Annotated in this window: 19 protein-coding genes; 6 read left to right on the top strand and 13 right to left on the bottom strand. The window is 71.2% G+C overall.

The features are described from left to right. Positions 1 to 558 precede the first annotated feature (558 nt). Positions 559 to 4326 (bottom strand): GH92 family glycosyl hydrolase, encoded by a 3768-nt coding sequence (locus ACZ6TB_RS45445; protein ID WP_465567006.1) that lies wholly within the window; start codon positions 4324 to 4326, stop codon positions 559 to 561. A 199-nt stretch (positions 4327 to 4525) separates the two neighbouring features. Between ACZ6TB_RS45445 and ACZ6TB_RS45440 the strand changes: the two genes are divergently transcribed. Continuing rightward, positions 4526 to 5470 (top strand): hypothetical protein, encoded by a 945-nt coding sequence (locus ACZ6TB_RS45440; protein WP_465567003.1) that lies wholly within the window; start codon positions 4526 to 4528, stop codon positions 5468 to 5470. Here ACZ6TB_RS45440 and ACZ6TB_RS45435 read toward each other — a convergent pair. Next, entirely contained in the window at positions 5450 to 5995 is a 546-nt protein-coding gene (locus ACZ6TB_RS45435; protein WP_465567001.1) for an AAA family ATPase, read from the bottom strand. The genes ACZ6TB_RS45440 and ACZ6TB_RS45435 overlap by 21 nt on opposite strands. Positions 5996 to 6017: 22 nt before the next feature. Between ACZ6TB_RS45435 and ACZ6TB_RS45430 the strand changes: the two genes are divergently transcribed. Beyond that, positions 6018 to 6779 (top strand): PhzF family phenazine biosynthesis protein, encoded by a 762-nt coding sequence (locus ACZ6TB_RS45430; RefSeq protein ID WP_465566999.1) that lies wholly within the window; start codon positions 6018 to 6020, stop codon positions 6777 to 6779. Between the two features lie 48 nt (positions 6780 to 6827). Here ACZ6TB_RS45430 and ACZ6TB_RS45425 read toward each other — a convergent pair whose 3' ends face one another. Next, complete coding sequence (locus ACZ6TB_RS45425) at positions 6828 to 7847, bottom strand: phosphotransferase (RefSeq protein WP_465566996.1); 1020 nt, start codon at positions 7845 to 7847, stop codon at positions 6828 to 6830. A 10-nt stretch (positions 7848 to 7857) separates the two neighbouring features. Next, positions 7858 to 8775 (bottom strand): phosphotransferase family protein, encoded by a 918-nt coding sequence (locus ACZ6TB_RS45420; protein ID WP_465567144.1) that lies wholly within the window; start codon positions 8773 to 8775, stop codon positions 7858 to 7860. 92 nt (positions 8776 to 8867) lie between these two features. Between ACZ6TB_RS45420 and ligD the strand changes: the two genes are divergently transcribed. Further along, positions 8868 to 9824 carry a non-homologous end-joining DNA ligase gene (ligD, locus tag ACZ6TB_RS45415; protein ID WP_465566994.1) on the top strand — a complete coding sequence of 319 codons (957 nt, stop codon included), beginning with the start codon at positions 8868 to 8870 and terminating at the stop codon, positions 9822 to 9824. On the opposite strand, the gene ACZ6TB_RS45410 is transcribed toward ligD, so the two are convergent. Further along, a complete protein-coding gene (locus ACZ6TB_RS45410; protein WP_465566992.1) occupies positions 9821 to 10351 on the bottom strand; it encodes a hypothetical protein in 531 nt (176 codons plus the stop codon). The two genes, ligD and ACZ6TB_RS45410, sit on opposite strands and share 4 nt — an antisense overlap. Before the next feature lie 120 nt (positions 10352 to 10471). Here ACZ6TB_RS45410 and ACZ6TB_RS45405 point away from each other — a divergent pair, with 120 nt between their 5' ends. Both ACZ6TB_RS45405 and ACZ6TB_RS45400 read left to right on the top strand, forming a co-directional pair. Continuing rightward, positions 10472 to 11581 carry a sensor histidine kinase gene (locus ACZ6TB_RS45405; protein WP_465566989.1) on the top strand — a complete coding sequence of 370 codons (1110 nt, stop codon included), beginning with the start codon at positions 10472 to 10474 and terminating at the stop codon, positions 11579 to 11581. A gap of 11 nt (positions 11582 to 11592) precedes the next feature. Next, the gene (locus ACZ6TB_RS45400) at positions 11593 to 12240 is read left to right on the top strand and encodes a response regulator transcription factor (protein ID WP_465566986.1); all 648 of its coding nucleotides are present in this window, start codon (positions 11593 to 11595) and stop codon (positions 12238 to 12240) included. 78 nt (positions 12241 to 12318) lie between these two features. Here ACZ6TB_RS45400 and ACZ6TB_RS45395 read toward each other — a convergent pair whose 3' ends face one another. From ACZ6TB_RS45395 to ACZ6TB_RS45360, 8 genes are all read right to left on the bottom strand, one after another. Next, complete coding sequence (locus ACZ6TB_RS45395; protein WP_465566983.1) at positions 12319 to 12660, bottom strand: hypothetical protein; 342 nt, start codon at positions 12658 to 12660, stop codon at positions 12319 to 12321. Between the two features lie 36 nt (positions 12661 to 12696). After that, positions 12697 to 13035, bottom strand: coding sequence for a hypothetical protein (locus tag ACZ6TB_RS45390; RefSeq protein ID WP_465566980.1), 339 nt, complete (start codon positions 13033 to 13035; stop codon positions 12697 to 12699). Positions 13036 to 13134: 99 nt separating this feature from the next. Continuing rightward, positions 13135 to 14019 carry a carbohydrate ABC transporter permease gene (locus tag ACZ6TB_RS45385; protein ID WP_465566977.1) on the bottom strand — a complete coding sequence of 295 codons (885 nt, stop codon included), beginning with the start codon at positions 14017 to 14019 and terminating at the stop codon, positions 13135 to 13137. Beyond that, positions 14016 to 14909, bottom strand: a complete 894-nt coding sequence (locus ACZ6TB_RS45380) for a carbohydrate ABC transporter permease (RefSeq protein WP_465566974.1) — start codon at positions 14907 to 14909, stop codon at positions 14016 to 14018. The genes ACZ6TB_RS45385 and ACZ6TB_RS45380 overlap by 4 nt, the downstream gene beginning before the upstream one ends. Before the next feature lie 54 nt (positions 14910 to 14963). Next, positions 14964 to 16226 (bottom strand): ABC transporter substrate-binding protein, encoded by a 1263-nt coding sequence (locus tag ACZ6TB_RS45375; RefSeq protein ID WP_465567142.1) that lies wholly within the window; start codon positions 16224 to 16226, stop codon positions 14964 to 14966. Positions 16227 to 16350: 124 nt separating this feature from the next. After that, the gene (locus tag ACZ6TB_RS45370) at positions 16351 to 17367 is read right to left on the bottom strand and encodes a LacI family DNA-binding transcriptional regulator (RefSeq protein ID WP_465566972.1); all 1017 of its coding nucleotides are present in this window, start codon (positions 17365 to 17367) and stop codon (positions 16351 to 16353) included. A gap of 66 nt (positions 17368 to 17433) precedes the next feature. Further along, a complete protein-coding gene (locus tag ACZ6TB_RS45365; RefSeq protein ID WP_465566969.1) occupies positions 17434 to 18261 on the bottom strand; it encodes an NAD(P)-dependent oxidoreductase in 828 nt (275 codons plus the stop codon). 27 nt (positions 18262 to 18288) lie between these two features. After that, complete coding sequence (locus tag ACZ6TB_RS45360; RefSeq protein WP_465566966.1) at positions 18289 to 18537, bottom strand: SCO4226 family nickel-binding protein; 249 nt, start codon at positions 18535 to 18537, stop codon at positions 18289 to 18291. Between the two features lie 120 nt (positions 18538 to 18657). Here ACZ6TB_RS45360 and ACZ6TB_RS45355 point away from each other — a divergent pair, with 120 nt between their 5' ends. Continuing rightward, positions 18658 to 21540 (top strand): helix-turn-helix transcriptional regulator, encoded by a 2883-nt coding sequence (locus ACZ6TB_RS45355; RefSeq protein WP_465566963.1) that lies wholly within the window; start codon positions 18658 to 18660, stop codon positions 21538 to 21540. Positions 21541 to 21553: the final 13 nt, after the last annotated feature.

Below are 21553 nucleotides of genomic sequence, written 5' to 3'. Positions count from 1 at the left end.
CCGCTTGCCGATAGCCCCGTGCGTGACGACCCGCACCGCCCGCCCGGCCGCGCCGGCGGTGCCCTTGCTCTGCTTACCTCGACGCGCGGCTGGGTGCCCTTGCTCTGCTTACCTTGATGCGCGGCTGGGTGCCCTTGCTCTGCTTACCTTGACGCGCGGCTGGGTGCCCTTGCTCTGCTTACCCTGACGCGCGGCTGGGTGGTCTTGCTCTGCTTACCTTGACGCGCGGTTGGGTGGTCCTGCTCGCCGTGGCCGGCGCCACCGTCGGCGGCGCCCTCGCCGTCCGAGCGTCAAACCGCAACCGAGCCGCGGCCTCGCCCGCCCTCAGAGCGTCGGCTCCGCCCGGCCCCAGCGCACCGAACTCGGCGGCATCGCCCAATCACGGCACCCCGAGTTTGTCCGCATCGCCCGGCCGCGGCGCGTCGCCCAATCGCGGTGCGCCGGTTTTGCCCGCGTCGCGCGGCCGCGGCTCGCCGACCGGCCACGGCGTGCCGGCGTCGAGGTTCCCCAGGCGGCCCGGCCGACCCGCCTGCACATCGCCCTACCGCTAGGGAACCTCTAGCGCGCGGGCGAGCCGAGCAGCTCGATCTCGGCGAGACTGCCGGTGAGATCGAACGCGTAGTGCTTGTACCGGCCCGGCTTCGCGATCTTGAAGGGCCGGGTCTGCAGCCGCCAGTCGAAGGTCTGGTCCGCCCGCCGGTCGATGGTCGTCCAGGTGACGCCGTCGTCCGAGCCGCGCAAGGTCCAGGCCGCCGGGTCGGTGCCGGTTGTGTCGGCCGAGGTCAGCGTGTAGTACGTGGCCTTCTCGCCGGCGCTGTCGAAGGTGTACGTGAACGAGCCGTCCACCGCCGACCGGGTGGCCGAGGTGTCGTCGACCAGGGCCGGAATCGACGCCGTCCCGGCGCCCGGGCCGGTCAGGTCACGCAGCGGCGTGGCGACCTCGGTCCCGGTGGTCAGCGACGGCGGCGGCGAGGACGCGCCCCACGACGACGGCTTCGGGCCCATGTCGAAGTCGAGCGTCGCGCCCCCGGCCAGCAGCGCGTGCGGGAGCGACGTCGACGAGTACCGCTTCCCGTTCACGCGCAGGCCCTGGACGTAGACGTTGGCGGCGCTGTTGCGGGGCGCGTTGATGACGATCTTCCGGCCGTTCTCCAGCCGGACGGTCGCCTTCTTGAACAGCGGCGAGCCGATCGCGTACGCGGGGCTGCCCATTTGCAGCGGGTAGAAGCCCAGCGCCGAGAAGACCTGCCACGCCGACATCTCGCCGTTGTCCTCGTCGCCCGGGTAGCCCTGGCCGATCTCGCTGCCCAGGTACAGCTGGGACAGCGCCTCGCGGACCAGCGCCTGGGTCTTCGACGGCTGACCGGCGTAGTCGTACATGTAGAGGATGTGGTGCGACGGCTGGTTCGAGTGCCCGTACTGGCCCATCCGCACGTCCCGGGCCTCGAGCATCTCGTGGATCGTGCCGCCGTAGGAGCCGGGGAAGCCGGCCGTCTCCGGGGTGGCGAAGAACTGGTCGAGCTTGGTGGCCAGCCCGGCCCTGCCGCCGTAGAGGTTGGCCAGACCCTGCCCGTCCTGCGGCACGTGGAACGCCATGTTCCAGCCGTCGGTCTCGGTGTAGTCGTAGCCCCACACCCGCGGGTCGTATTGCGAGGGTGGCAGCCGCCACTGCCCGCTCGTGCTCTTGCCCTGGAAGAAGCCGACCGACGGATCGAACATGTTGACGTAGTTCAACGCGCGGTTCCGGAAATACGTGGCCTCCTCGTCGCGACCGAGGGCCGCCGCCATGTTGGCGATGCCGAAGTCGTTGATGTAGCCGTCCATCGCCCACGACATCGCCTCGCCGGTGGCGTCGCTCGGCGTGTAGCCCTTGAAGATCGACGACGCGAGCCCCTTGCGCCCGACGTTCTGGTTCGGGGGCGCGACGGTCGCGTTCTTCAGTGCCGCCTGGTAGGCCGCCTTGACGTCGAAACCCTTGACCCCCTTGAGGTACGCGTCGGCAAAGGCCACATCCGAGCTGGTGCCCACCATGAGGTTGGCGTAGCCCGGCGACGACCAGCGCGAGATCCAGCCGCCGTCCTTGAACTGCTGCACGAACCCGTTCACCATCTCGCCCGCGTCCCGCGGCGTGAGCAGCGAGTAGGCCGGCCAGGTGGTCCGATACGTGTCCCAGAACCCGTTGTTGACGAACACCTTGCCGTCCTTGACCGGCGCCCCGGTCTCGGTCGGCGTGCTGGCCGGCGAGGTGACGGCCGACTGCACGGTGTGCTTGAACACCGGCGCGGCAGCGGTGCCCGTGTTCTCGTACGCCGAGTTCGGGTAGAGGAACAGCCGGTACAGGTTCGAATAGAGGGTGACCAACTGGTCGGGCGACGCGCCCTCGACCTCGATCGTGCGCATCTTGGCGTCCCACAGCGACCGGGCCTGCGCCCGCACCGACTCGAGCGTCGCGCCGGCGGTGATCTCCAGGTCGAGGTTGTGCTTCGCCTGCGCCACGCTGATCAGCGAGGTCGCTATCCGCAGGTTGACGGTCTTGGCGGCGAACGTCAGATAGCCGGTGGCCGGCCGGTTGCCGGTCGGCAGCATCCCGCTCGCCGTGATCGGAGCGTCCACGGTCGCGTAGACGAACATGCGCGTGTACCCGGCCGAAAGGCTGCCGGAGTTCACATCGGACCAGCCGGAGAACGACCGGCCGGTCGCGTCGATGGTCAGGCCGGCGTTGCCGTTGACGTTGTCGAGGATCAGGTTGCCGCCGGCCGAGGAGCCCGGGAACGTGAACCGCATCAGCGCCGCGTGGTCGGTCGGCGCGAGCTCGGTCCGCAGCCCGTTGTCGAAGGTGACGCCGTAGTAGTACGGCTTGGCCACCTCGTTGTCGTGGCTGAAGGAGAGCGCCCGGTTCGCCCGGCCGGCGTCGGTGCCGAGCGACGGCATCACCTGGAACGTCTGCCGGTCGCCCATCCACGGCGACGGCTCGTGGCTGGCCGAGAACGCCTGGATCTCCGGCCGGTTGGCCGCGTTGTTCTGCCGCGACCACTGGTAGAGCCAGCTCGTCGAGCCGGCGTCGGTCACCGGCGTCCAGAAGTTGAAACCGTGCGGCACGGCGGTGGCCGGGAAGTTGTTGCCCCGCGAGAAGTCGCCGCTGGACTGCGTTCCGCGCCGCGTGTCGGCGTACGCGGAAAGGTGGGATTGAGGTTTGGCCGGCGCGACGTGGCCGATCGCGATGTCGTCGAACCACGCGCGGAAGCTGGTGGGCCCGCTCGGCTTGTCGTAGCCGACCAGGATCCGGTCGATGGTCTTGCCCTTGGCCGCCGCGCCGATCCGCGCCGTCCGCTTGTTCCACTGCGCGGTGTAGAGCGTCTTGGACGCGCCCTGCGCCGCCGGGCTCAGGCCGATGCCGTGCTGGTCGACGACCGGCAGGCCGGAAAGGTAGGTGCCGTCGGTGAACGCGAGGTCGACGGCGGTGTAGGTGGCCGGGTTGCTCAGGTCGGCCCGGTTGAACTCCGGGAACACCAGGTAGGAGAGCTCGGTGTCGGCGCTTACCGCGAGATTCACATCGAACACTTTCGCGTACGCGTAACCGCGCCCGTCCGCCGTGTGCCGCCCGGCCAGGGTGAACGCCTTGAGGCCGGTGTACCCGGCGCCGGCCTTGGCGGTCGGCGAGCTGGCCGGACCGTTCCCGGTTCGGCTCTGCGCGGGCCCGGTCGGCGGCGGCGTGGTGTTGGCGTCGGCGAGCTCCAGATCGGCGAGCTGCGTGAGATTCCCGGACGGATGCCCGGTGATCGTCAGCCGGTAGATCGGGAAACTGGCCGGGTTCGCCACGTCGAACACCACGGTCTGGAACCGCGAGGCGAACGACTCACCGGACCGCGTGTCCACGACCGTCCACGCGACCCCGTCGGCCGAGCCTTCCAGCGTCCAGTCCCGCGGATCCCGCTCCGGCGCGTCGTTGGCGCTGGTCAGCGCGTACTTCACGACCGTGGCCGGCGCGTCCAGGGTGTACTGCGCCCAGCTGGTCGGGGTGTCGGTCAACCACTTCGTGGCCGGGTCGCCGTCGTTGAGGTTGTTGCCGTTCTCGTTGGCGTTCGGCTGCGCGTTCACCGCGATCGCCGTGACGTGCGAGCGCAGGCTCCCCGGCATGCCGGTCGCGATGTTCCCGTCCACCCCGCCGGCGCGCTCGGGCGTGTCCGTCCAGTCCGGCTGCGGATCGCCGGCCTCGAAGGACGACGAGAACGACGACGGCGCGGCGGCGTGCGCCGGGCTTCCGATCAGCATGGCTCCCACCAGGCTCAGTATCGCGGTCGCGGCTGTCCAGCGTGGTCGGCGCATCCCGGCTCCTCCGATCGTCCGTCAACCTCCGCCGCCCATCGTTACCGTGAAATGTATCGATGGACAAGGGGGTGGCGAACAAATTCGAGCAGTGAATGACATCGATGTCAGCGGGGCCTTGTATGCCCGATGGCCTTGCCATAGTGTCGGGAAGGGCGGACCGTCCCTTCCCCGTCGATGTGCGATGGTGTGCGTTCTCATGGGCTCTCCCGCGGTACCCGAATGGCTCGTGTCGTGGTGCCGCAAGCACCTCGGCGCCGTGCCCTCCGACGTGCTGCACGTGTCCGAGCACATGTCCGAGGTCTATGGGCTGCGGCTCTCCGACGGCCGCGACGTGGCGGTCAAGGCCCGGCCCGACCAGAGCGGCCGCGAGGCGACCTGCGTCGAGGTGCAGCGCTTCCTCGTGCTCAACGGCTATCCGGCCGCCGCGCCGATCACCGGCGTGACCGTGACCGGCGGCCGGGCGATCCACGCCGAGGACTGGCGGCCCGGCGGCGACCTGCTGCGCGATGACTCTCCGTCGGCCGCGGCCCGATACGCGGCCGGGCTCGCGCGGCTGGTCGACCTGGCCGCCGACATCGAGGTGGGCGGCTCGGCGCCGGGCGCGGTCGAGCCCCCGCTGCCCAACCCGGAGTGGACCCGCTGGGATCACGACGAGCCGGGACTCTGGCCGCGCAACCCCTACCACGACGGCCGCGACGAGAGCCTGGTCCCGGCGTACGTCGTGGACGCCGGCCGCCGGGTGCGCGAGCGGCTCGCCGAGACCTACCTGCCGCGGGTGCTCGGGCACGCCGACTGGGAGTCGCAGAACATCCGCTGGCAGGGCGACCGGCTGCACGCCGTGCACGACTGGGACAGCCTGGCCTGGCTGCCCGAGGCCGCGATCGCCGGGGCGGCGTCGGGCGCGTTCGGCAGCTACGCCGAGCCGACGCTGACCCCGGTCGCTTCGTCGGCCGCGTTCCTCGACGCTTATCAGAAACACCGGCGCGATTTCTCCGGCGAGGAGATCGAGGTGGCCTGGGCGGCGAGCCTGTGGCTCGCGCTGCACAACGCGCGGGGTGAGGCGTTGCACCGTCAGCCACCGGTGGCGCTTTCGGCCGTACGGGCGCAGGTTGATGAACGCCTACGCCTGGCCGGCGCCTGAGGTCCGGTCCGGAAGGCTCGCCACCCATCGCTCGACCTCGCGTGGCGAGCGCAGCAGCACGGTCTCCGGGAAATCCGGGTGCGCGTGCCACAGGCGCATCCGCCGCTGCTTGCGCTTGAACGACTTGAAGTGCCACACCAGCAGCGACTCCCGGTCGAGGAACGTGCCCCGCCACGTCTCGGTGTTGCCGTTGCAGATCGGCTCCCGGGTGACCAGCCGGACGATGGTGCGCCGCAGCAGCCGCCCGAACGAACGCCAGCGCGGCAGGTCGAGACCCACGATCAGCTCGGCGCGACCGAGCGGGATATCCACCCATTTCCCGTACGCCGAATCCAGCACCCAATCCGCACCGGCGCAGATCTCGCGCACCCGGTCGCGCTGGATCTCGTCGCTCACCGGCACCCAGCCCGGCTCCCAGGCCAGGTCGTCGATCGGGTGATAGGGCAGCGCGAGCCGCCGGCCGAGTCGCCGGGCGAGCGTCGACTTGCCGGAGCCGGTCACCCCGTAGACCAGAATCCGCCGCACCGGGTCACCTTACGATTCTCCGGTGACCGTTGTGCATGCCTGTCTGCGAGACGGGGAGGGTGGAAGCCCGACCGTCGTGCTGTTCGAGAACGAGGGATCGTGGTCCGATGCCGAGCGACGGGCGGTGCCGGTCGCGGCCGGGACGTCGCACGCGGTGTTCATCGCGCCCGACGGCTCGCTGCGGTTCTTCACCGCGGCGGGGGAGTTGCCGGCCTGCGGGCACGGGACGGTGGCGGCGCTGGCCCTGCTCGCCGCCCGGACCGGTCGCCCCGAGCACCTGCTGAAGGTCGGCGGCCGCACATTCTGGGGCCGGGCGGTGGGCGCCGGTCTCGTCGATGCGGCGTTCGACCCCGGCCCGATCGGCGTCGGCCCCATCTCCGACATTTCCGAAATCTCGTCATCGATCGGCCTGGCGGCGACGGGTGAGGCCCGCATCGCCACCCTCGGCCGGCCACGGATCCTCTTTCCGGTGGCCGACCGAGCCGCCGTCGCCGCGATCGAGCCCGACCTCGACCGGCTGCGGGCCGAGACCGATCGGCAGGGCCTGCTCGGCGTCTACGTCTACTCCGTGCCCGACGGCGAGGGCCGGGCCGCCGCTCGCATGTTCGCGCCGTCGATCGGCGTACCGGAAGACATCGCGAACGCCAACAGCACCGCCTGCCTGGCCGCCCACCTGGGTTTCGCCCTGCGCGTCGACATGGGTGACGCCCTCGGGAGCCCGGCCACCGTGACCGCCGTCCCCGGCCCCGAGGGCGTCCTGGTCGGCGGCATCGCGCGCTGCTAGTCGGGGACGTCACCGGCCTGCCGCCGGCGGTCGCCGCGCCGACGCTGGTCATCCGGGCCCCGGCGGTGACGGAGCGGCGGCTGAACGAGCTCTTCGCGGTGTGGGGCGAGCGCTGAGGGCGGCGACCACCTCCGGGCGGTGGCCGGTCCACCAGCGCAGGAAGTTGCCGCGGCGGGCGAAGAGGTGGTCGCACGACCGGTCGTTCTCCCGGTAGTGCCGCTCCAGCTGCCACGTCTCGGTGAGCAGCGTCCACCAGCGACGGTCGGCGGCGTCGGCCAGCTCGGCGTCGGTCAGTGGCACGTGGCGGCGGTAACCGCGGGCGAAGGCGGCCACCCGGTCCAGATCGAGGCCGGTCTGGTCGCCGGTGGCGAAGGTGATCGTGGCGGTGCGGACCACCTCCAGGGCGTACGGCCGCACGCCCAGCCGGTCCCAGTCGAGGATGCCGCTGATCCGGTCGCCCTCCACCAGCAGGTTGAACGGCTGCAGGTCGCCGTGTGTCCAGCCGCACGGCGAGATCTCGCGGTCGGCGGGGCGGGCGCCGGCCGACGTGGCCAGCGTCGCCCGGCGCCAGGCGATCTCCCGGTGGGCCAGCCGGTCGAAGTCGTCGGTCGCGGGCATGGCGGCGTACGCCCGGAGTGAAGGCTCGGGATCGATTGCGGGGGAGTCGGGCAGGGACGTCGAAGCGGGCGGGCACAGCGACGCCAGCGCGAGATGCAGCCGGCCGACCAGGTCGCCGAAGCCGAGACAGCCGGACAGCGGCAGCGCGGCATGCGAACCGGGCAGCCAGGCGTTGGCGGCGTACCACGACGAGTCCACCCGCACGACCGTGCTGCCGTCGGGCGCCGCACACGCCGGCGCGACCGGGAAGCCCAGCCCCCGGAGTGCGGGCATCAACGCCTGGCCGGCCCGCACATCCGCGACCGGCCGGTCGCGCAACTGCTTGATGGCGTACGCCCCGGAGGCCGTCACCACCCGCCAGCTGAGATTCATGACGCCGGCCGTCAGGGGCCGGCAGTCCACCACCGGCCCGAGACCGAACGCCGAGGCGACGCGCGACAATGCGTCCACGCCGAGAACGTTACGAGGCCAGCAGCGCCCGGATCCAGCCGATGGCCCGCTCGAAATAGCGGTGGTCGACCGGCCGGGTCAGGAAGTCGGCCAGCGAGTACAGATCGAGGGCCCGGCTCAGCCGCCGCCAGTCGTCCGGCAGTTCGCCGCCGCCGGCGCGGAACCCGTCGAGGAACGCCTCCTCGAAACCGGCCGGCCGCGGCTGGCGCAGCATGTTGCCGACGTCGAACAGCGGCGTGCTGCTGAACGCGAACTCCCAGTCAAGCACGGCCAGCACCTGCCAGCGGCCGTCGCGCCGGGCGGCCAGCAGGTTCTTCGGGTTGTAGTCGGCGTGCACGAGCGAGCGGCTTCCGGCCAGCGCGGCGAGCGCCGGCGTGGCCCGGGCGGCGAAGCTCAGCAGGGCCCGCTGCTCGGTGTCGCTCAGGTGGCCGGCGGCGTTGCCCTCCTTAAGGCAGCGCTCGACGAACTGGTCGAGCCCGGCGGTCGGCTCGGCGCCGGGCGGGCCGGGCGTGAGGGTCGCGTCGGTGAGGAAGCCGGGCGCCGGGAACGTCACCGAGCCGATCGCGGCCAGCGTCTCGCCGACCGACCGGCCGAGCTCGGTCACGCCGACGTCGTCCAGCGAGGACAGCAGCTCGCCGACCGGGTAGCCGGGCACGAACTCGTACAGCAGCACGTCGTCGGCGGCCACCACCGTGGGTACCGGCACCGTCCCGGCCAGCCGCCGGGCCAGGGCGGCCTCGACCGCGCAGGCGTTCGTCCCCAGATAGCGGCGCACCACGTACGAGCCGCCGTCGGCCATCGTCACCAGCACGTTGTGGTTGCTGTACCCCCCGGTCAGCTCCCGCGTCGCGACGATCGTGCCGCCCGGCAGTGCCACGTCCTCGACCCAGCTCCGGAGCGATGGCTCCAGTCCCCCCGCGTTGTCCATCACGGCAGCCTCCTACCCACACGGTTGAAGGTGCAAGCGCGACGTCACCTGGCAGGACGTGCGAGCCGGCATCACCTGGCAGGATGGGGGTCGTGGCGGAGAAGGGCGAGGAACGAGACGGGGTCGCGCTGACGAACCTCGACCAGGAGCTGTTCGAGGGCGCCCACGCGACCAAGCGTGACCTGATCGACTACCTCGACGCGGTCAGCGGGCGCATCCTGCCGGTGCTGGCCGACCGGCCGCTGTCGGTGATCCGGCTGCTGCGCGGCCAGGAGCAGTTCATGCAGAAAAATCTGCCCAAATACACGCCCGAGTGGGTGCCGCGCACCGAGGTGTGGGCCGAGGCGTCGCACCGCAAGGTCACCTACGGCCTGTGCAACGACCGGCGGACGCTGCTCTGGTTCGGCAACCAGCGGGCGATCGAGTACCACCCGGCGCTGATGACGACCGGCAACCACCACCCCACCCACATGATCATGGATCTCGATCCGCCCGAGGGCGCGGGGTTCGAGGCGGTCACCAAGGCGGCGAAGCTGGTGCACCGGGTCCTCGACGACATCGGCATGGCCGGCGCCGTGAAGACCAGCGGCTCCAAGGGCGTGCACATCTTCGTCCCGCTCGACGGCACCTCGCCGGCCGACGAGGTGGCGGCGGCGACCCGGGCGCTGGCCGTGCGGGCCGAGAAGCTCGACCCCGAGCTGGCGACCACGGCGTTCATCCGCGAGGACCGGCACGGCAAGGTCTTCCTCGACGCGACCCGGTCGGGCGGCGCCACGGTGGTCGCCGCCTACAGCCCGCGTGTCCGCGAGAACGTGCGCGTCTCGTTCCCGGTCTCGTGGGACGACCTCGACGACGTCGCCCCGGCCGACTTCACCATCCACACCGCGCCCGCGCTGCTGAAGGACGGCGACCCGTGGGCCGAGTCGATGCCGGCGGCGCAGCCGCTGGACCGCGGCCTGGTCGAGGAGGGCCACACCATTCCGGTCGCCCGGGTGCAGGCCATGCACGAGGGCAAACGCCGGGCGCGGGCCAAGCGCGCCGAGGGCTAGACGAGGTCGCGCCAGAAGGGGACGGTCGGTCTCCGTCCCGCGGCCGGCGCCGGCGATCCCAGGGCGAACTCCCGGTTGAGCCAGTCGGCGATGTCGTTCCCGTACGGGATCACGTCGGTTTGATAGATCGACAGCACCGGGTGACCGGTCATCGCCGCGGGCAGGTAGCGGTGCGAGAACAGCGGGATCATCCGGGGGGCGGTCAGCAGGTAGCCGCGCGCCGCGGTCAGTGCCGCCTCGGCCGACGCGGGGTGGGGACCCCAGCCCTCGTACCAGAAATCGTTCTCCACCACGTCGAAGAGAACGCCCTCGACCGGCGCCGCGAGCAGCGACCGCAACCCTGCGCGGTCCGCGCCGCGCCAGTCCGGCCAGCCGCGGCCGGTGGGGACGCCGGCTGCCAGGAACTCCCGGTGGTCGTCGGCGAAGGTGAAGCCGAACTCCTTCTCGATCTGCGCGACCTCGTCGCCGGTGAGGCCGGTCGCGATGCTGAATCGTCCGGATGCGCTGAGCAGGTCCGCGGCGGTCACCCGGTTACCTTATCGAGAGAGATACATCCAACGGTGTACGCGCGTAGTCGGGAGGCGTCGGTGCAAGAGACGGCCGCGGGACGACGCGGGCCCGCCACCTCCGGAAATAGCGTTCCGGCCATGACACGAAAATCGACGGTCGCAGCTTCGGTCCTCACTCTCGTGGGTGTCCCCGCCGGCCTCGCGATCACCGGCGGCACCACCCAGACGGTCATGACCGCGACGATCGCGTTCTGGCTCGCGCTGTTCACGCTCGGGATCGGCCGGTGGCCGCTGACCGTGCTCATCGTGCAGGTCCTGTGCGTGGCCGCCGTCCGTCCCGCGTACCTGATCGACGCCGGCTGGGTCTGGCCGGCGACCGCCGCCCTCGTCGCGCTCGCCCTGGCCGGCCGGCTGAGACCGGCGGTGATCGTCGCGGCCACCGGGCTTCTCTTCGGTTTCGGGTGGGACGGGTTCGCCGAGAACCGGCACGGCGTCGACTGGGCGCTCGCGCACGTCGGCGGCGAGGCGCTGTGGCTGGCCGCGGTGCTCGGCGCGGCCACCGCCTACCGCAACACGGTGCGGTGGCGGGGCGAGGTGGCGCACCGGCTCGCGCACGACGAGCACGAGCGGGCGCTGGACGCCCGGCGCCGGCGGGCCGAGGAGCGCGTCGAGATCGCCCGCGACCTGCACGACGTCGTCTCGCACACGCTGGCGGTGGTGGGCGTGCACCTGAACGTGGCGCTGGACGCCTTCGACTCCGACCCGGCCGAGGCGCGCGAGTCGCTGCGGCTCGCCCAGGAGGTGCGCGGCCGGGCGATGGTCGACCTGAAGTCGCTGGTCGGCGTGCTGCGCGACGGTTCGGCGATCGAGGCCCCGGCCGACGACCTGACCGGGCTGGAACGGCTCGCCGAGCAGGTGCGGGCGGCCGGCGTACGGGTGAGTCTGAATGAGTTCGGCGAGCCGGCGGAGGTCCCGGCGCCGGTTGCCACCGCGGTCTATCGCGTCGTGCAGGAGTCGCTCACCAACACCGTGCGGCACGCCCACGCGAGCCGGGTGGCGGTCACCGTGCGCTATGCGCCGGCCAGCGTCGTGGTGGACGTGCAGGACGACGGCACGGGCGCGGCCGGGATGACCGACGGCCACGGCATCTCCGGCATGCGCGAGCGGGTGGCCGCGCTGGGCGGGGCGCTCACGGCCGGTCCGGGCAAGATCGGTTTCGCCGTACGCGCAACGATCCCCATCGCCTGAAGGACCGATCGATGACCATCTCCGTACTCCTCGCCGACGACCAGCACCTGGTCCGCGCCGGCTTCCGCAGCCTGCTCCGGCGCGACAAGAACATCGCCGTCGTCGGCGAGGCGTCCACCGGCGATGAGGCCGTGCGCACCGCCCGCCGGATGCGCCCCGACGTGATCCTGATGGACATCCGGATGCCCGGCCTCGACGGCATCGCCGCGACCCGCGAGATCCTGGCCGAGCTCCCGGAGACCCGCGTGATCATCCTGACCACGTTCGAGACCGACGAGTACGTCTTCGCGGCCCTGGCGGCGGGCGCGAGCGGCTTCCTGACCAAGGAGATCGGCCCCGACGGCCTGCGCCAGGCGGTCCGGGTGGTGGCGGGCGGCGACGCGCTGCTGTCCCCGAGCGTGACCCGCCGGGTGGTCGGCCAGTTCGCCCACCGCCCGGTCCCGGCCAACGGCGACCGTCTGCGGGTGCTGACCGAACGGGAGCGCGAGGTCGTACGGCTGGTGGCGGCCGGACTGTCCAACGAGGAGATCGCCCGGGAGCTGGTGATCAGCCCGTTGACAGCCAAGACCCACATCACCCGGGCGATCGCCAAGCTCGGTGTCCGCGACCGCGTCCAGCTCGTGATCGTCGCCTTCGAGGACGGCCTGGCCGGCGCGTGATCGCCGCCTTCGAGGATCGCCGGCCCGGCCGGCGCGTGATCGCCGCCTTCGAGGATCGCCGGCCCGGCCGGCGCCTGATCAATCGCCGATGAACCGCAGTCCCAGATCGCCGTCGTCGCGGCACCGCTCGGCCAGCCCGCGCACGGCCGTCAGCACCTCCCGCTCCCGCTCGTCGGGCGCGACGGCCAGCAGCCGGTCGAGCTCGCCCAGGAACTGCGGCATCTCGGCGGAGGAGAGCTCGAGCGCGCCATACAGGTCGAAGCGCTCGAGGAAGGCGGACGGATCGCCCCGCTGAGCCCGCGACACCGCCTCGGCGAACCGAAACCGCGTGTCGGCGATCCCGACCAGCTCGGCGGTCTTCCGCCACCGCGGCCCGGAACCGGCCTCTTCGATGTACACCAGCTCGACGTCGAGTCCCACGGACGCGAGGCTAGCCCAGCGAGGCGCGCAAGGCGGTCAGAGGCGGGTGATCGCGGCCGCCGGGAGGACCATCAGCAGGGTCAGCACCACGTACGCGCCGCCCAGGCCGAAGCGGCGGTTCCGGGTGGCGATCACGGCGGCCACGAACGGGCCGAGCAGCGTGGTGAAGGCGGTCAGGTCGAAGACGTTCTCGGGGTGGCGGGGGCTGGAAACGCCGTACACCAGAAGCAAGGGAACCACCACCAGCCAGGCGAGGGTGACCGCCACCAGCTTGAGATGCAGGTGGGTGCGCCGGGCGGGCTCGGCCGGGTCCTTCTGCAGGGCGAAGGCCATCCGCGTCGCGAAGCCGTCGGCCGGCTGATCCTCGGTGGTCACGGACATAACCCTATGGGCCGGTACGCGACGGCGCCTCATCCGGAGCGGACAATTCACCCGTCCCCGGCACGTCGTTAACGACGTGCCGGGGAACTGCAATCAACTCTTGACCGAGCCCGCCATCAGGCCGCCGATGAACCAGCGGCCGAGCAGCACGTAGACGACCAGCGTGGGCAGCGACGTGATCAGCGCGCCGGCCATCGAGGCCGCGTAGTCCGGGGACTGCGCGCCGGCCAGGGCGTTCAGGGCGATCGTGATCGGCCCGTTCCGGGTGTTCGACAGGAAGATCGCGAACAGGTAGTCGTTCCAGGCCGACGTGAACTGCCAGATGATCGTGACCACGAAGCCGGGGATCGAGATCGGCAGGATGATCCAGCCGAACGTCCGCAGCAGCCCGGCGCCGTCGACCCGGGCCGCCTCCACCAGCTCCTCGGGAACCGTGGTGGCGTAGTAGTTCCGGAAGATCAGCGTGCAGATCGGGATGCCGTAGATGCAGTGCACGAAGACCAGGGTCGGGATGCCGGGCGGGATGCCGATCGTGGTGACGATCTCCCGCAGCGGGATCATGACGGCCTGGTACGGGATGAACATGCCGAACAGGATCAGCGTGAACACCACGTCCGCGCCCGGGAAGCGCCAGCGCGACAGCACGAAGCCGTTGGCCGCGCCGATCAGTGACGAGATCACGGCGACGGGGATGGCCAGCTCGAACGTCCGGATGAAGGACGGGCGCAACGACTGCCACGCCTTGCCCCAGGACGCCGTCGTCCAGTGTTCCGGCAGGTTCCACTGGCTGGTGACGCCGATGTCGGAACCGGACTTGAAGCTGGTCACGATCAGCACGTACAGCGGCATCAGCACGATGATCAGGAAGATGACCGCCAGCGCGTACTTGATGATCGACGCCGGTCCGAAGGGGCGCCGGGGCTTGCGTTTGGGCGCCAGCGTCTCGACCGCGGCGGGCGGTGCGGCAACCGTGGTCATGAGTTCTTCTCCGCCCGGTTCGTGTAGATCAGGTAGGGCACGATGACGACGGCGACCAGCAGCAGCAGGACGATCGAGATCGCCGCCGCCTTCGCGTAGTCACTGGTCAGCAACGTCTGCCAGACGTAGACGGCGGGCACCTCGGTGAGCCACTGCGGGCCGGAGACGCTCATGATCAGGTCGAACATCTTCATCGACATGTGCCCGAGGATGATCAGGGCGGAGAGCGCGACCGGGGTCAGCTGCGGGAAGATCACGTTCCGGTACAGGCGGTAGGTGCTCGCGCCGTCCATGGCGGCGGCCTCGCGGAGCTCCTGCGGAATGCCGCGGAACCCGGCCAGGAACAGCGCCATCACGTACCCGGAAAGCTGCCAGATGGCCGGCATCGCCATCGCCGCCATGCCCCAGTTGGGGTTGGTCCACCACTTGTTCTGCAGGAAGTCCAGGTGCATCGCCGCGAAGATGGCGTTGATGCCGCCGGCGCCGTCGCCGACCACCGGGTTCATCAGCCAGCGCCACACGACGCCGGAGGCGACGAAGCTGACCGCCATCGGGAACAGGTAGATCGTGCGGAAGAAGCCCTCGGCCCGGATGCCGCGCTCGAGCAGGAACGCCCAGAGCAGGCCGAAGAGCATGGCGCCGACCAGGAAGACCACCGTGAAGATCAGCAGGTTCTTCAGCGAGTGGGTGAACCGGTCCTGGATGTCGTTGGTGAACAGGTTCTTGTAGTTCTCGAGCCCGACGAAGCCCTTCGACTCCAGCGCGGTGTGCTGGTCGGAGACGGAAACCTTCGTGGTCCAGGCGATCAGGCCGTACACGAAGACGGCGAGCAGGATGAGCGAGGGGGAGAGCAGGAGCAGGCCCGGTCCCCATTGGCGCAGGCGGCGCATCAAGGCTCCTTTGGCGAAGCGGGGCGGCACTGGGCCGCCCCGCTCAAGAGTTGCTTACTTGGCGAACTGCGAGGCCGCGGTGGCCATCGCCTTCTGGAGACCAGCGACATCCTGGTTGGTGGAGAACGCGCCCAGCGCCGAGTTGGCCGCGCCCTGGAAGCCCTGCGAGCAGGCCGAGCCGTGGGCGCAGGACGGCGCCTGCTTGAAGGTCTTCCAGTCGGCCATGGCGGCCTGCTGGTACTTCGGGTAGTCGGCGGGCGAGGCGTCCGTACGGGCCGGGATCGAGCCCTTCTTCGTGTTGAACGCCTTCTGGCCGTCGGCCGAGCCGACCGTCTTCAGCCAGCACTTGGTGCCATCGGTGTTCTTGGCGCCGGTCGGCAGCACGAACGAGTCGGCGAGCCACTGGTAGGTCTGGCCGTTGCCGGGGAAGGTGAACCAGCCGTAGTCGGCGAACTTCTTGGCGTCCATGTCGGCCGCCTCCCAGTCACCCATCAGCTGGTACGCGGCCTTGCCGTCCATGACCAGCTTCTCCGCGTCGGTCCAGTCGAGGGCGTCGCGGTCGGTGTTGGTGTAGGTCAGCAGCGTCTTGAAGTCGTTGATGCCCTTCGTGACGTCCGCGCCGTTCCAGTCGGTCGAGCCGTTCCACAGGCCGGTGAACTTGTCCGCGCCGAGGTCGGTGATGAGCACCGACTCGAGCAGCATCAGCATCGTCCAGTCCTTGCCGACGGCCAGCGGGGTCTTGATGCCCTTGGCCTTCAGCTTGTCCAGGTCGGCGATGAACCCGGCCATGTCGGTCGGGTCGGAGGTGATGCCCGCGTCGGTGAGGACCTTCTTGTTGGTCCAGACGACGTTGGCCCGGTGGATGTTCGCCGGCACCGAGTAGATCTTGCCGCCGACCGTGAGGTTGTCGATCAGGCCCTGCGGGAACGCGGACTTCAGGCCCCACGTGTCGTAGTCGGCGCTGATGTCCTGGATCTTGCCGGCGTTGATGTAGTCCTTGAGCTCCGCGCCCGCGTGCGCCTGGAACGTGTCCGGCGGGTCGTTCTGCTGGAGGCGGGAGGCGAGCACGTTCTTCGCGTTCGCGCCCGCGCCACCGGCGACCGCGCCGTTGACGAACTCCTGGCCGGCACAGTCCTTGCCGAACTGCGCGACGAGGCCGTCGAGACCGGCCTTCTCACCGCCGTCGGCCCACCACGTGAAGACTTCCACCTTCTTGGAGCCGGAGCCCCCGCTGCTGCCATCGCCGTCGTCGGCCCCACAGGCCGAGGCGGTCAGCAGCGCGGCGACACCCACTACGGCCACTGCGGCCCGTCGAATGCGCATAGCCATCTCCCATTCAGAGATTGACATCGTTGTCAAGTACGTCGGGGAGTACCGTGCCGCCTCAACCGCACAAGTGTCAACGGCTGTTTCCGTGTCGTTACGTGCGGACCTTAGTGGATCAGCGTGGTGAACGTTCACCACTACCGCGAGCGATCACGGATGTAGAGATGACGATGGTTCGCGCCGGGCCAGTATGTCCGCTGATCCTTTCGTACGCGAGCCGCGCCGCCTCGCGCCCGATCGCCGTCATGTCGTGCGCGACGACGGTCGTGCCGAGCACGTCGGCCAGGTCGAAGTCGTCGAAACCGACCAGAGCGGGCGGCGTGTCCTGGTCGCGCAGGGCGCGCAGGGCGCCGGTGGTGAGCCGGTTGTTGGCGGTGAAGATCGCGGTCGGCGGCGGGTCGAGGGCGAGCAGCTCCCGGACCGTGCGCTCGGCGTGCCGCACATCGTGCACATCCGTACGAAAATAGGGCTCCCACGCCGTGTTGCCGGCCGCCCGCATCGCGCTCACGAAGCCGTCGATCCGGCCCCGCTGCGGCGCCATCCGGGCCAGGTCGGCGACCAGCGCGATCCGCCGGTGCCCGTGTGCGAGCAGGTGCTCGCCGGCCGATCGCGCCCCGCCCGCGTTGTCGATCAGCACCGCGTCGGCGGCCAGATCGTCCGGCGGCCGGTCGAGGAAGACGAACGGGACGCCCCGATTTCCCTCGATCGAGAGGTACTCGTGGTCGTCGCCGCTCGGGATGATCAGTAACGCGCGCACCCGCCGCTCGAGGAACGCGTCGATCTGGCTGCGCTCGAGCTCGGCGTCCTCGTCGTTGTTCGCCGTGATCAGCAGCAGGCCGTGCTGGCGTAGCTCGCGCTCGATGCCGCTGGCCACCGCCGAGTAGAACGGGTTGGCCAGGTCGCCGCTGACCAGCCCGACCAGCGCGCTGGTGGCGCCGCGCCGCAGCTCACGGGCGATGCCGTTGAGGCGGTAGCCGAGCGAGTCGGCGGCGTCGCGCACCCGCCGCCCGGTCGAGGGCGCCACGTTCGGCTCGCGGTTGAGGGCACGCGATGCTGTCTTGAGGCTGACCCCCGCGAGAGCGGCCACCTCCGTCAGCGTCGGCCGGCGGACGGTTCCATCGTCGGCGGGCATGGCGCTCCGAAGGCTCGGCGGGCGGAAGGTCGGTTCAGATTATGACATCGATGTCGTCCGTGCCTATCAGGCAAGTCGCGCAACGATCTCGGCGGGGGACAGGTCGGTCACCGTTTCCGGGAAACCCTCGGCCAGCCGGGTGCCGGCGATGTCCGCGTAGACCTCGGCAATGCTGGTGAACAGGTCGGGGGTCAGCCCGGCGGCCTCCTGGGTGGCGGCCACCTCGCGCATCTCGGCCACAAAACGATGCGCCTTCGGCGCCGATCGCGCAACCGTGGCCAGCTGGGCGAGTTGGTTCCGATCCAGATCCCGTACGACGTGAGCCAGCACCCCGTTGGCGCCGGCGGTCCGGAGAGCCTGCGTGACCAGCGCGGTGAGCCCCTTGTACACGCTTCCCGTGCACATCTTCACCGCGCTGGCCGCGCCGACCTCGGTCCCCACGACGACGGTCTCGACCCCGTCCGCCCACGGCAGTCCCGCCACCACCCCGGCGTCGGCCCCCGCGAGATAGATGGTGGTGTGGCTCCCCGGCCCCGGCGGGGGACCCGAGATCGCCCCGTCGACGACCCGCCGGCCGGTGAGATCGCCGGCGATGGCGGCCATCGTCGTGGGGGAGACCGCGTTCAGATCCGCGATGACCGTGTTCGAATCTGTTGATTTGGCAAGCAACCGTGCGGCGGCCCGCGCCTGCCCCGGCGGCGTCACCGACAACAGGACGTCGGCGGCCGCGGTCACCTCCCGCAGACTCGGCAGGATCTCGAGCCCGGCCGCGGCCGCCAGCCGGGCCGTGCGCTCGGAGCGGCCCTCGAGCGTGGTGACGACGCGGACGCCGTTGAGGGCGGCGCCGAGCGCCGCCCCCATCTGCCCCGCACTGACAACTCCGACGATCGGCATGGTGCCGACAGTACGTCGGGTGACCGTTCAGACCTCGGCGGTGATCTCGTAGACCTCGGTCGTCGGGTGGCCGGCCCGCTCGTGGATGCGCATCACGGCCTCCTTGCTCGGGCCGGTGCTGAGGCAGAACACCTTGCCGGACTCCGGGTCGAGCCAGGCGCGCTCGAAGTGCACGCCCTCCTCGCCCTCGATCTTCAGGTCGGCGTCGTGGGCGTCGGCGAGCTGCTGCGGCGTGACGCCGTGGAACCCGCTGTGTACGTCCATGAATGTCGCCATGATGGTGACTCCCCCTCCGGTCGCGATGGTGCTGACATGGGAAGACTGCCCGGACCGGAGCAGTCGGACATCGGTCATTGCACCTAGGAAGGCCGGGTTCGTTGACCTAAAGTCGCGGGCGTGGACAGCGCGCTGAGCAGTCCGATCCTGGTCGGGCGGGACGATCTGGTCGCGCTCGCCGAACGCCGTCTGGCCGCGGCCGCCGGGGGGAGCGGCGAGCTGCTGTTCCTGGCCGGGGAGGCCGGGATCGGCAAGACCCGCCTGCTCGCCGAGATCGTGCGCCGGGCCGCCGGCTTCACCGTGATCACCGCGGGCGCGTCGCCGGGCGACGCCGAGGTGGCCGGCGGGATGCTCGCCGACCTCGGCCTGGAGCTGCGGCGGTGCGCGGCGATCGCGGAGGTCGGCGCGCGGGTGGCCGGCCGGCTGCGGGGGCTCGCCGACGGCGACGCGGAACGGCAGCGGCGCCTGCTCGTCGCCGACCTGGCCGAGATGATCTCGGTGGCGGCGTCCGGGCCGCTGCTGGTGGCGCTGGAAGACCTGCACTGGGCCGACGAGCTGACGCTGGACGTGCTCGGCCGGCTGGGCCGGCGGGCGTCGTCGCTGCCACTGCTGCTGGTCGGCACCTACCGCAGCGACGAGCTGTATCCGCGGGTGCCGATGCGGGCGTGGCGGACTCAACTGCTGACCCAGCGGTACGCCGAAGAGGTGCGGCTGTCCCGGCTGTCGCTCGCCGACACGGCCGCCATGGCGTCGGCCATCGCCGGCAGCGCCCTGCCCGGCGGCGTGACCGGGGCGGTCTTCGAGCGCAGCGACGGGATCCCGCTGCACGTGGAGGAGTTCCTGGCCGCCGGTGACCGGGTGCCGGACACGCTGGCGGACGCGGTGCTGGCCCGGGCCTCGCTGCTGTCGCCGCCGGCGCGGTCGCTGGCCGGGGTCGCCTCGGTTCTCGGGCGGTCCTTCGACCTCGACCTGCTGACGGCCATCACCGGGGAGGGGACCGTCGCCGTCGACGCCGGCCTGCGGGAGCTGAGCGAGCGGTTCTTCGTCCAGATCAACGCCGACAACTCGTCGTTCGACTTCCGGCACGCGCTGATCCGCGACGCCCTCTATGCGGATCTGTCGCCGCATCGGCGGCGGGAGCTGCACGCGGCCGCGGCGACGGCCGCGGTCAAGGCGGGCTTCCCGGCGGCCTTCGTCAGCGATCAGTACGAGCGGGCGGCGTTGCCGGGGGCGGCCTTCTCGTACGCGATGACGGCGGCGGCCGAGGCGGTCTCCATGTCGGCGCACCGGGAAGCGGTCGAGCTGCTCCGGCGCGCGCAGCGGACGCTGCCGTCCGACATCTCGGATCTGTCGGTCGCGGAGCTGCTGACGTCGCTCGCCGGCGAGCTCGCGGCCGTGGACGACAACGCGGCGGCGGCGTCCTGCTACGAGGAGGCGTACCGGTTGCGGCTGCGCCTCGGCGACCCGCTGGCGGCGGCCGCGCTCGTGCCCGACTGGGTGGCGGTGCGGCATCTGCTCGGGGCGAGCCTCGAGGAGCGGGCGGCGGCGCTGCGCGGGGCGCTGCCGCTGATCGCGTTCCGCACCGACGACCCGGCCCAGGAGGTGCGCGCCGACATCCACGCCGCGCTGGCGGCGGCGTACATGCTGGATCGCCGTCTGGCCGAGGCGATCGAGGACGGTGAGCTGGCCCGGTCGATCGCGGTCGAGGACTGCGACCGGGCGATGCGCTGCAACCTCGACGCCACGCTCGGCTCGGTGTTCCTCTTCGCCGGGCGGCACGACGAGGGGGTCGCGCTGCTCGAAGGGTCGATCGAGCGGGCCAAGGAGTGGCGGTTCGAGGGCCAGACCGCGCGCGGCTACCGGATGCTGGGCTCGAGCGCGTCGGTGCTGGTCGAGTACGACCTGGCGATGCGGTGGCTGCCCGAGGGGATCGCGTACGCCGAGCGCGTCGAGCAGTTCAACGACCGGAACTATCTGACCGCCCACCTCGGTCACGTGCTGTGGGCGACCGGGAACTGGCCGGCCGCGACGGTGGCCGCCCGGCAGGCGCTGGCCGACGGTGGCGGCATCACCACCCGGATCACGGCGCTGCACGTGCTCGGGTTCGTGGCGATGGGCCACGGCCAGCCGGCGACCGCGGTCGAGCACCTGAGCGAGGCGGCGTCGCTCGGCGCCGGGATGCGCGAGCTGCAGCGCATGTCGCCGGCCTGGTGGGGGCTGGCCGAGGTGGCGCTGCTCGGCGGCGATCTCGACACGGCCATCGCGCGGTGCGAGGAGGGATATGAGGCGTCGGCCCGGGTGCGGGATGCGGCCTACCTTTTCCCGTACGTGGTGACGGGCGTCCGTGCGCACCTGGCGCGCGCCGGGGGATCGCCGGCGCGGGAGTGGCTGGAGCGCAGCGGCGATCTCGTGGCCGAGCGGGGGATTCCGGGGACGCTGGGCGTGCTGGCCCACGCGCGCGGGCTCATCCATCTCCACGAGGGACAGACCGGGAAGGCGCGGGCGGAGCTGGCCTCGGCGGCGTCGTTCTGGGCCGGGCGGCGGCGGTTCTGGGAAGGGGCGGCGGTGCTGGTCGACCAGGCTCGATGCGCGGCTCGCAGCCGGCGTCCGGCCGAGGCGGCGGCGTTCCTCGCGGCGGCTCGCGACGCCTACGGCGGGGTGGGGGCGCGGATTCCCGACCACCTGGGGGCGCCCGGGCTCGACGGGGTGGTCGGCAGGTCGTCTGCTGGCGGGCGCGATCCTTCTCTCGTACGCGAATCAGATTTTTCGCATTTATCGTCTTTGTCCGCCCGGGAGGTCGAGGTTGCTCGGCTCGTGGCGGCGGGGATGACCAACCGGGAGATCGCCGCCGAGCTCACCATCGCGCCCAAGACGGCCGCCGCTCATGTCGAACATATCCGCACCAAGCTGGGCGTTTCGCGGCGCGCGCAGATCGCCGTGTGGGTGGTCGGCCTGGCTGATCCGGCGCGCTCATTCGATCGGGGTACGTCAAACGGGCCATAGCTGCCGGTCGATC

This window comes from Actinoplanes sp. NPDC051537 (assembly GCF_055586105.1).
Note: the sequence above shows the minus strand (reverse complement) of the source record. Positions and strands in the feature narration are given on the sequence as shown.

Bases quoted from the DNA above. Each gene is read 5' to 3' on its own strand.
- ACZ6TB_RS45420 (WP_465567144.1), bottom strand. From the start codon at position 8,775: ATGGACAACGCGGGGGGACTGGAGCCATCGCTCCGGAGCTGGGTCGAG.
- ACZ6TB_RS45385 (WP_465566977.1), bottom strand. From the start codon at position 14,019: ATGACCACGGTTGCCGCACCGCCCGCCGCGGTCGAGACGCTGGCGCCC.
- ACZ6TB_RS45380 (WP_465566974.1), bottom strand. From the start codon at position 14,909: ATGCGCCGCCTGCGCCAATGGGGACCGGGCCTGCTCCTGCTCTCCCCC.
- ACZ6TB_RS45360 (WP_465566966.1), bottom strand. From the start codon at position 18,537: ATGGCGACATTCATGGACGTACACAGCGGGTTCCACGGCGTCACGCCG.
- ACZ6TB_RS45440 (WP_465567003.1), top strand. From the start codon at position 4,526: ATGGGCTCTCCCGCGGTACCCGAATGGCTCGTGTCGTGGTGCCGCAAG.
- ACZ6TB_RS45445 (WP_465567006.1), bottom strand. From the start codon at position 4,326: ATGCGCCGACCACGCTGGACAGCCGCGACCGCGATACTGAGCCTGGTG.
- ACZ6TB_RS45370 (WP_465566972.1), bottom strand. From the start codon at position 17,367: ATGCCCGCCGACGATGGAACCGTCCGCCGGCCGACGCTGACGGAGGTG.
- ACZ6TB_RS45400 (WP_465566986.1), top strand. From the start codon at position 11,593: ATGACCATCTCCGTACTCCTCGCCGACGACCAGCACCTGGTCCGCGCC.
- ACZ6TB_RS45405 (WP_465566989.1), top strand. From the start codon at position 10,472: ATGACACGAAAATCGACGGTCGCAGCTTCGGTCCTCACTCTCGTGGGT.
- ACZ6TB_RS45365 (WP_465566969.1), bottom strand. From the start codon at position 18,261: ATGCCGATCGTCGGAGTTGTCAGTGCGGGGCAGATGGGGGCGGCGCTC.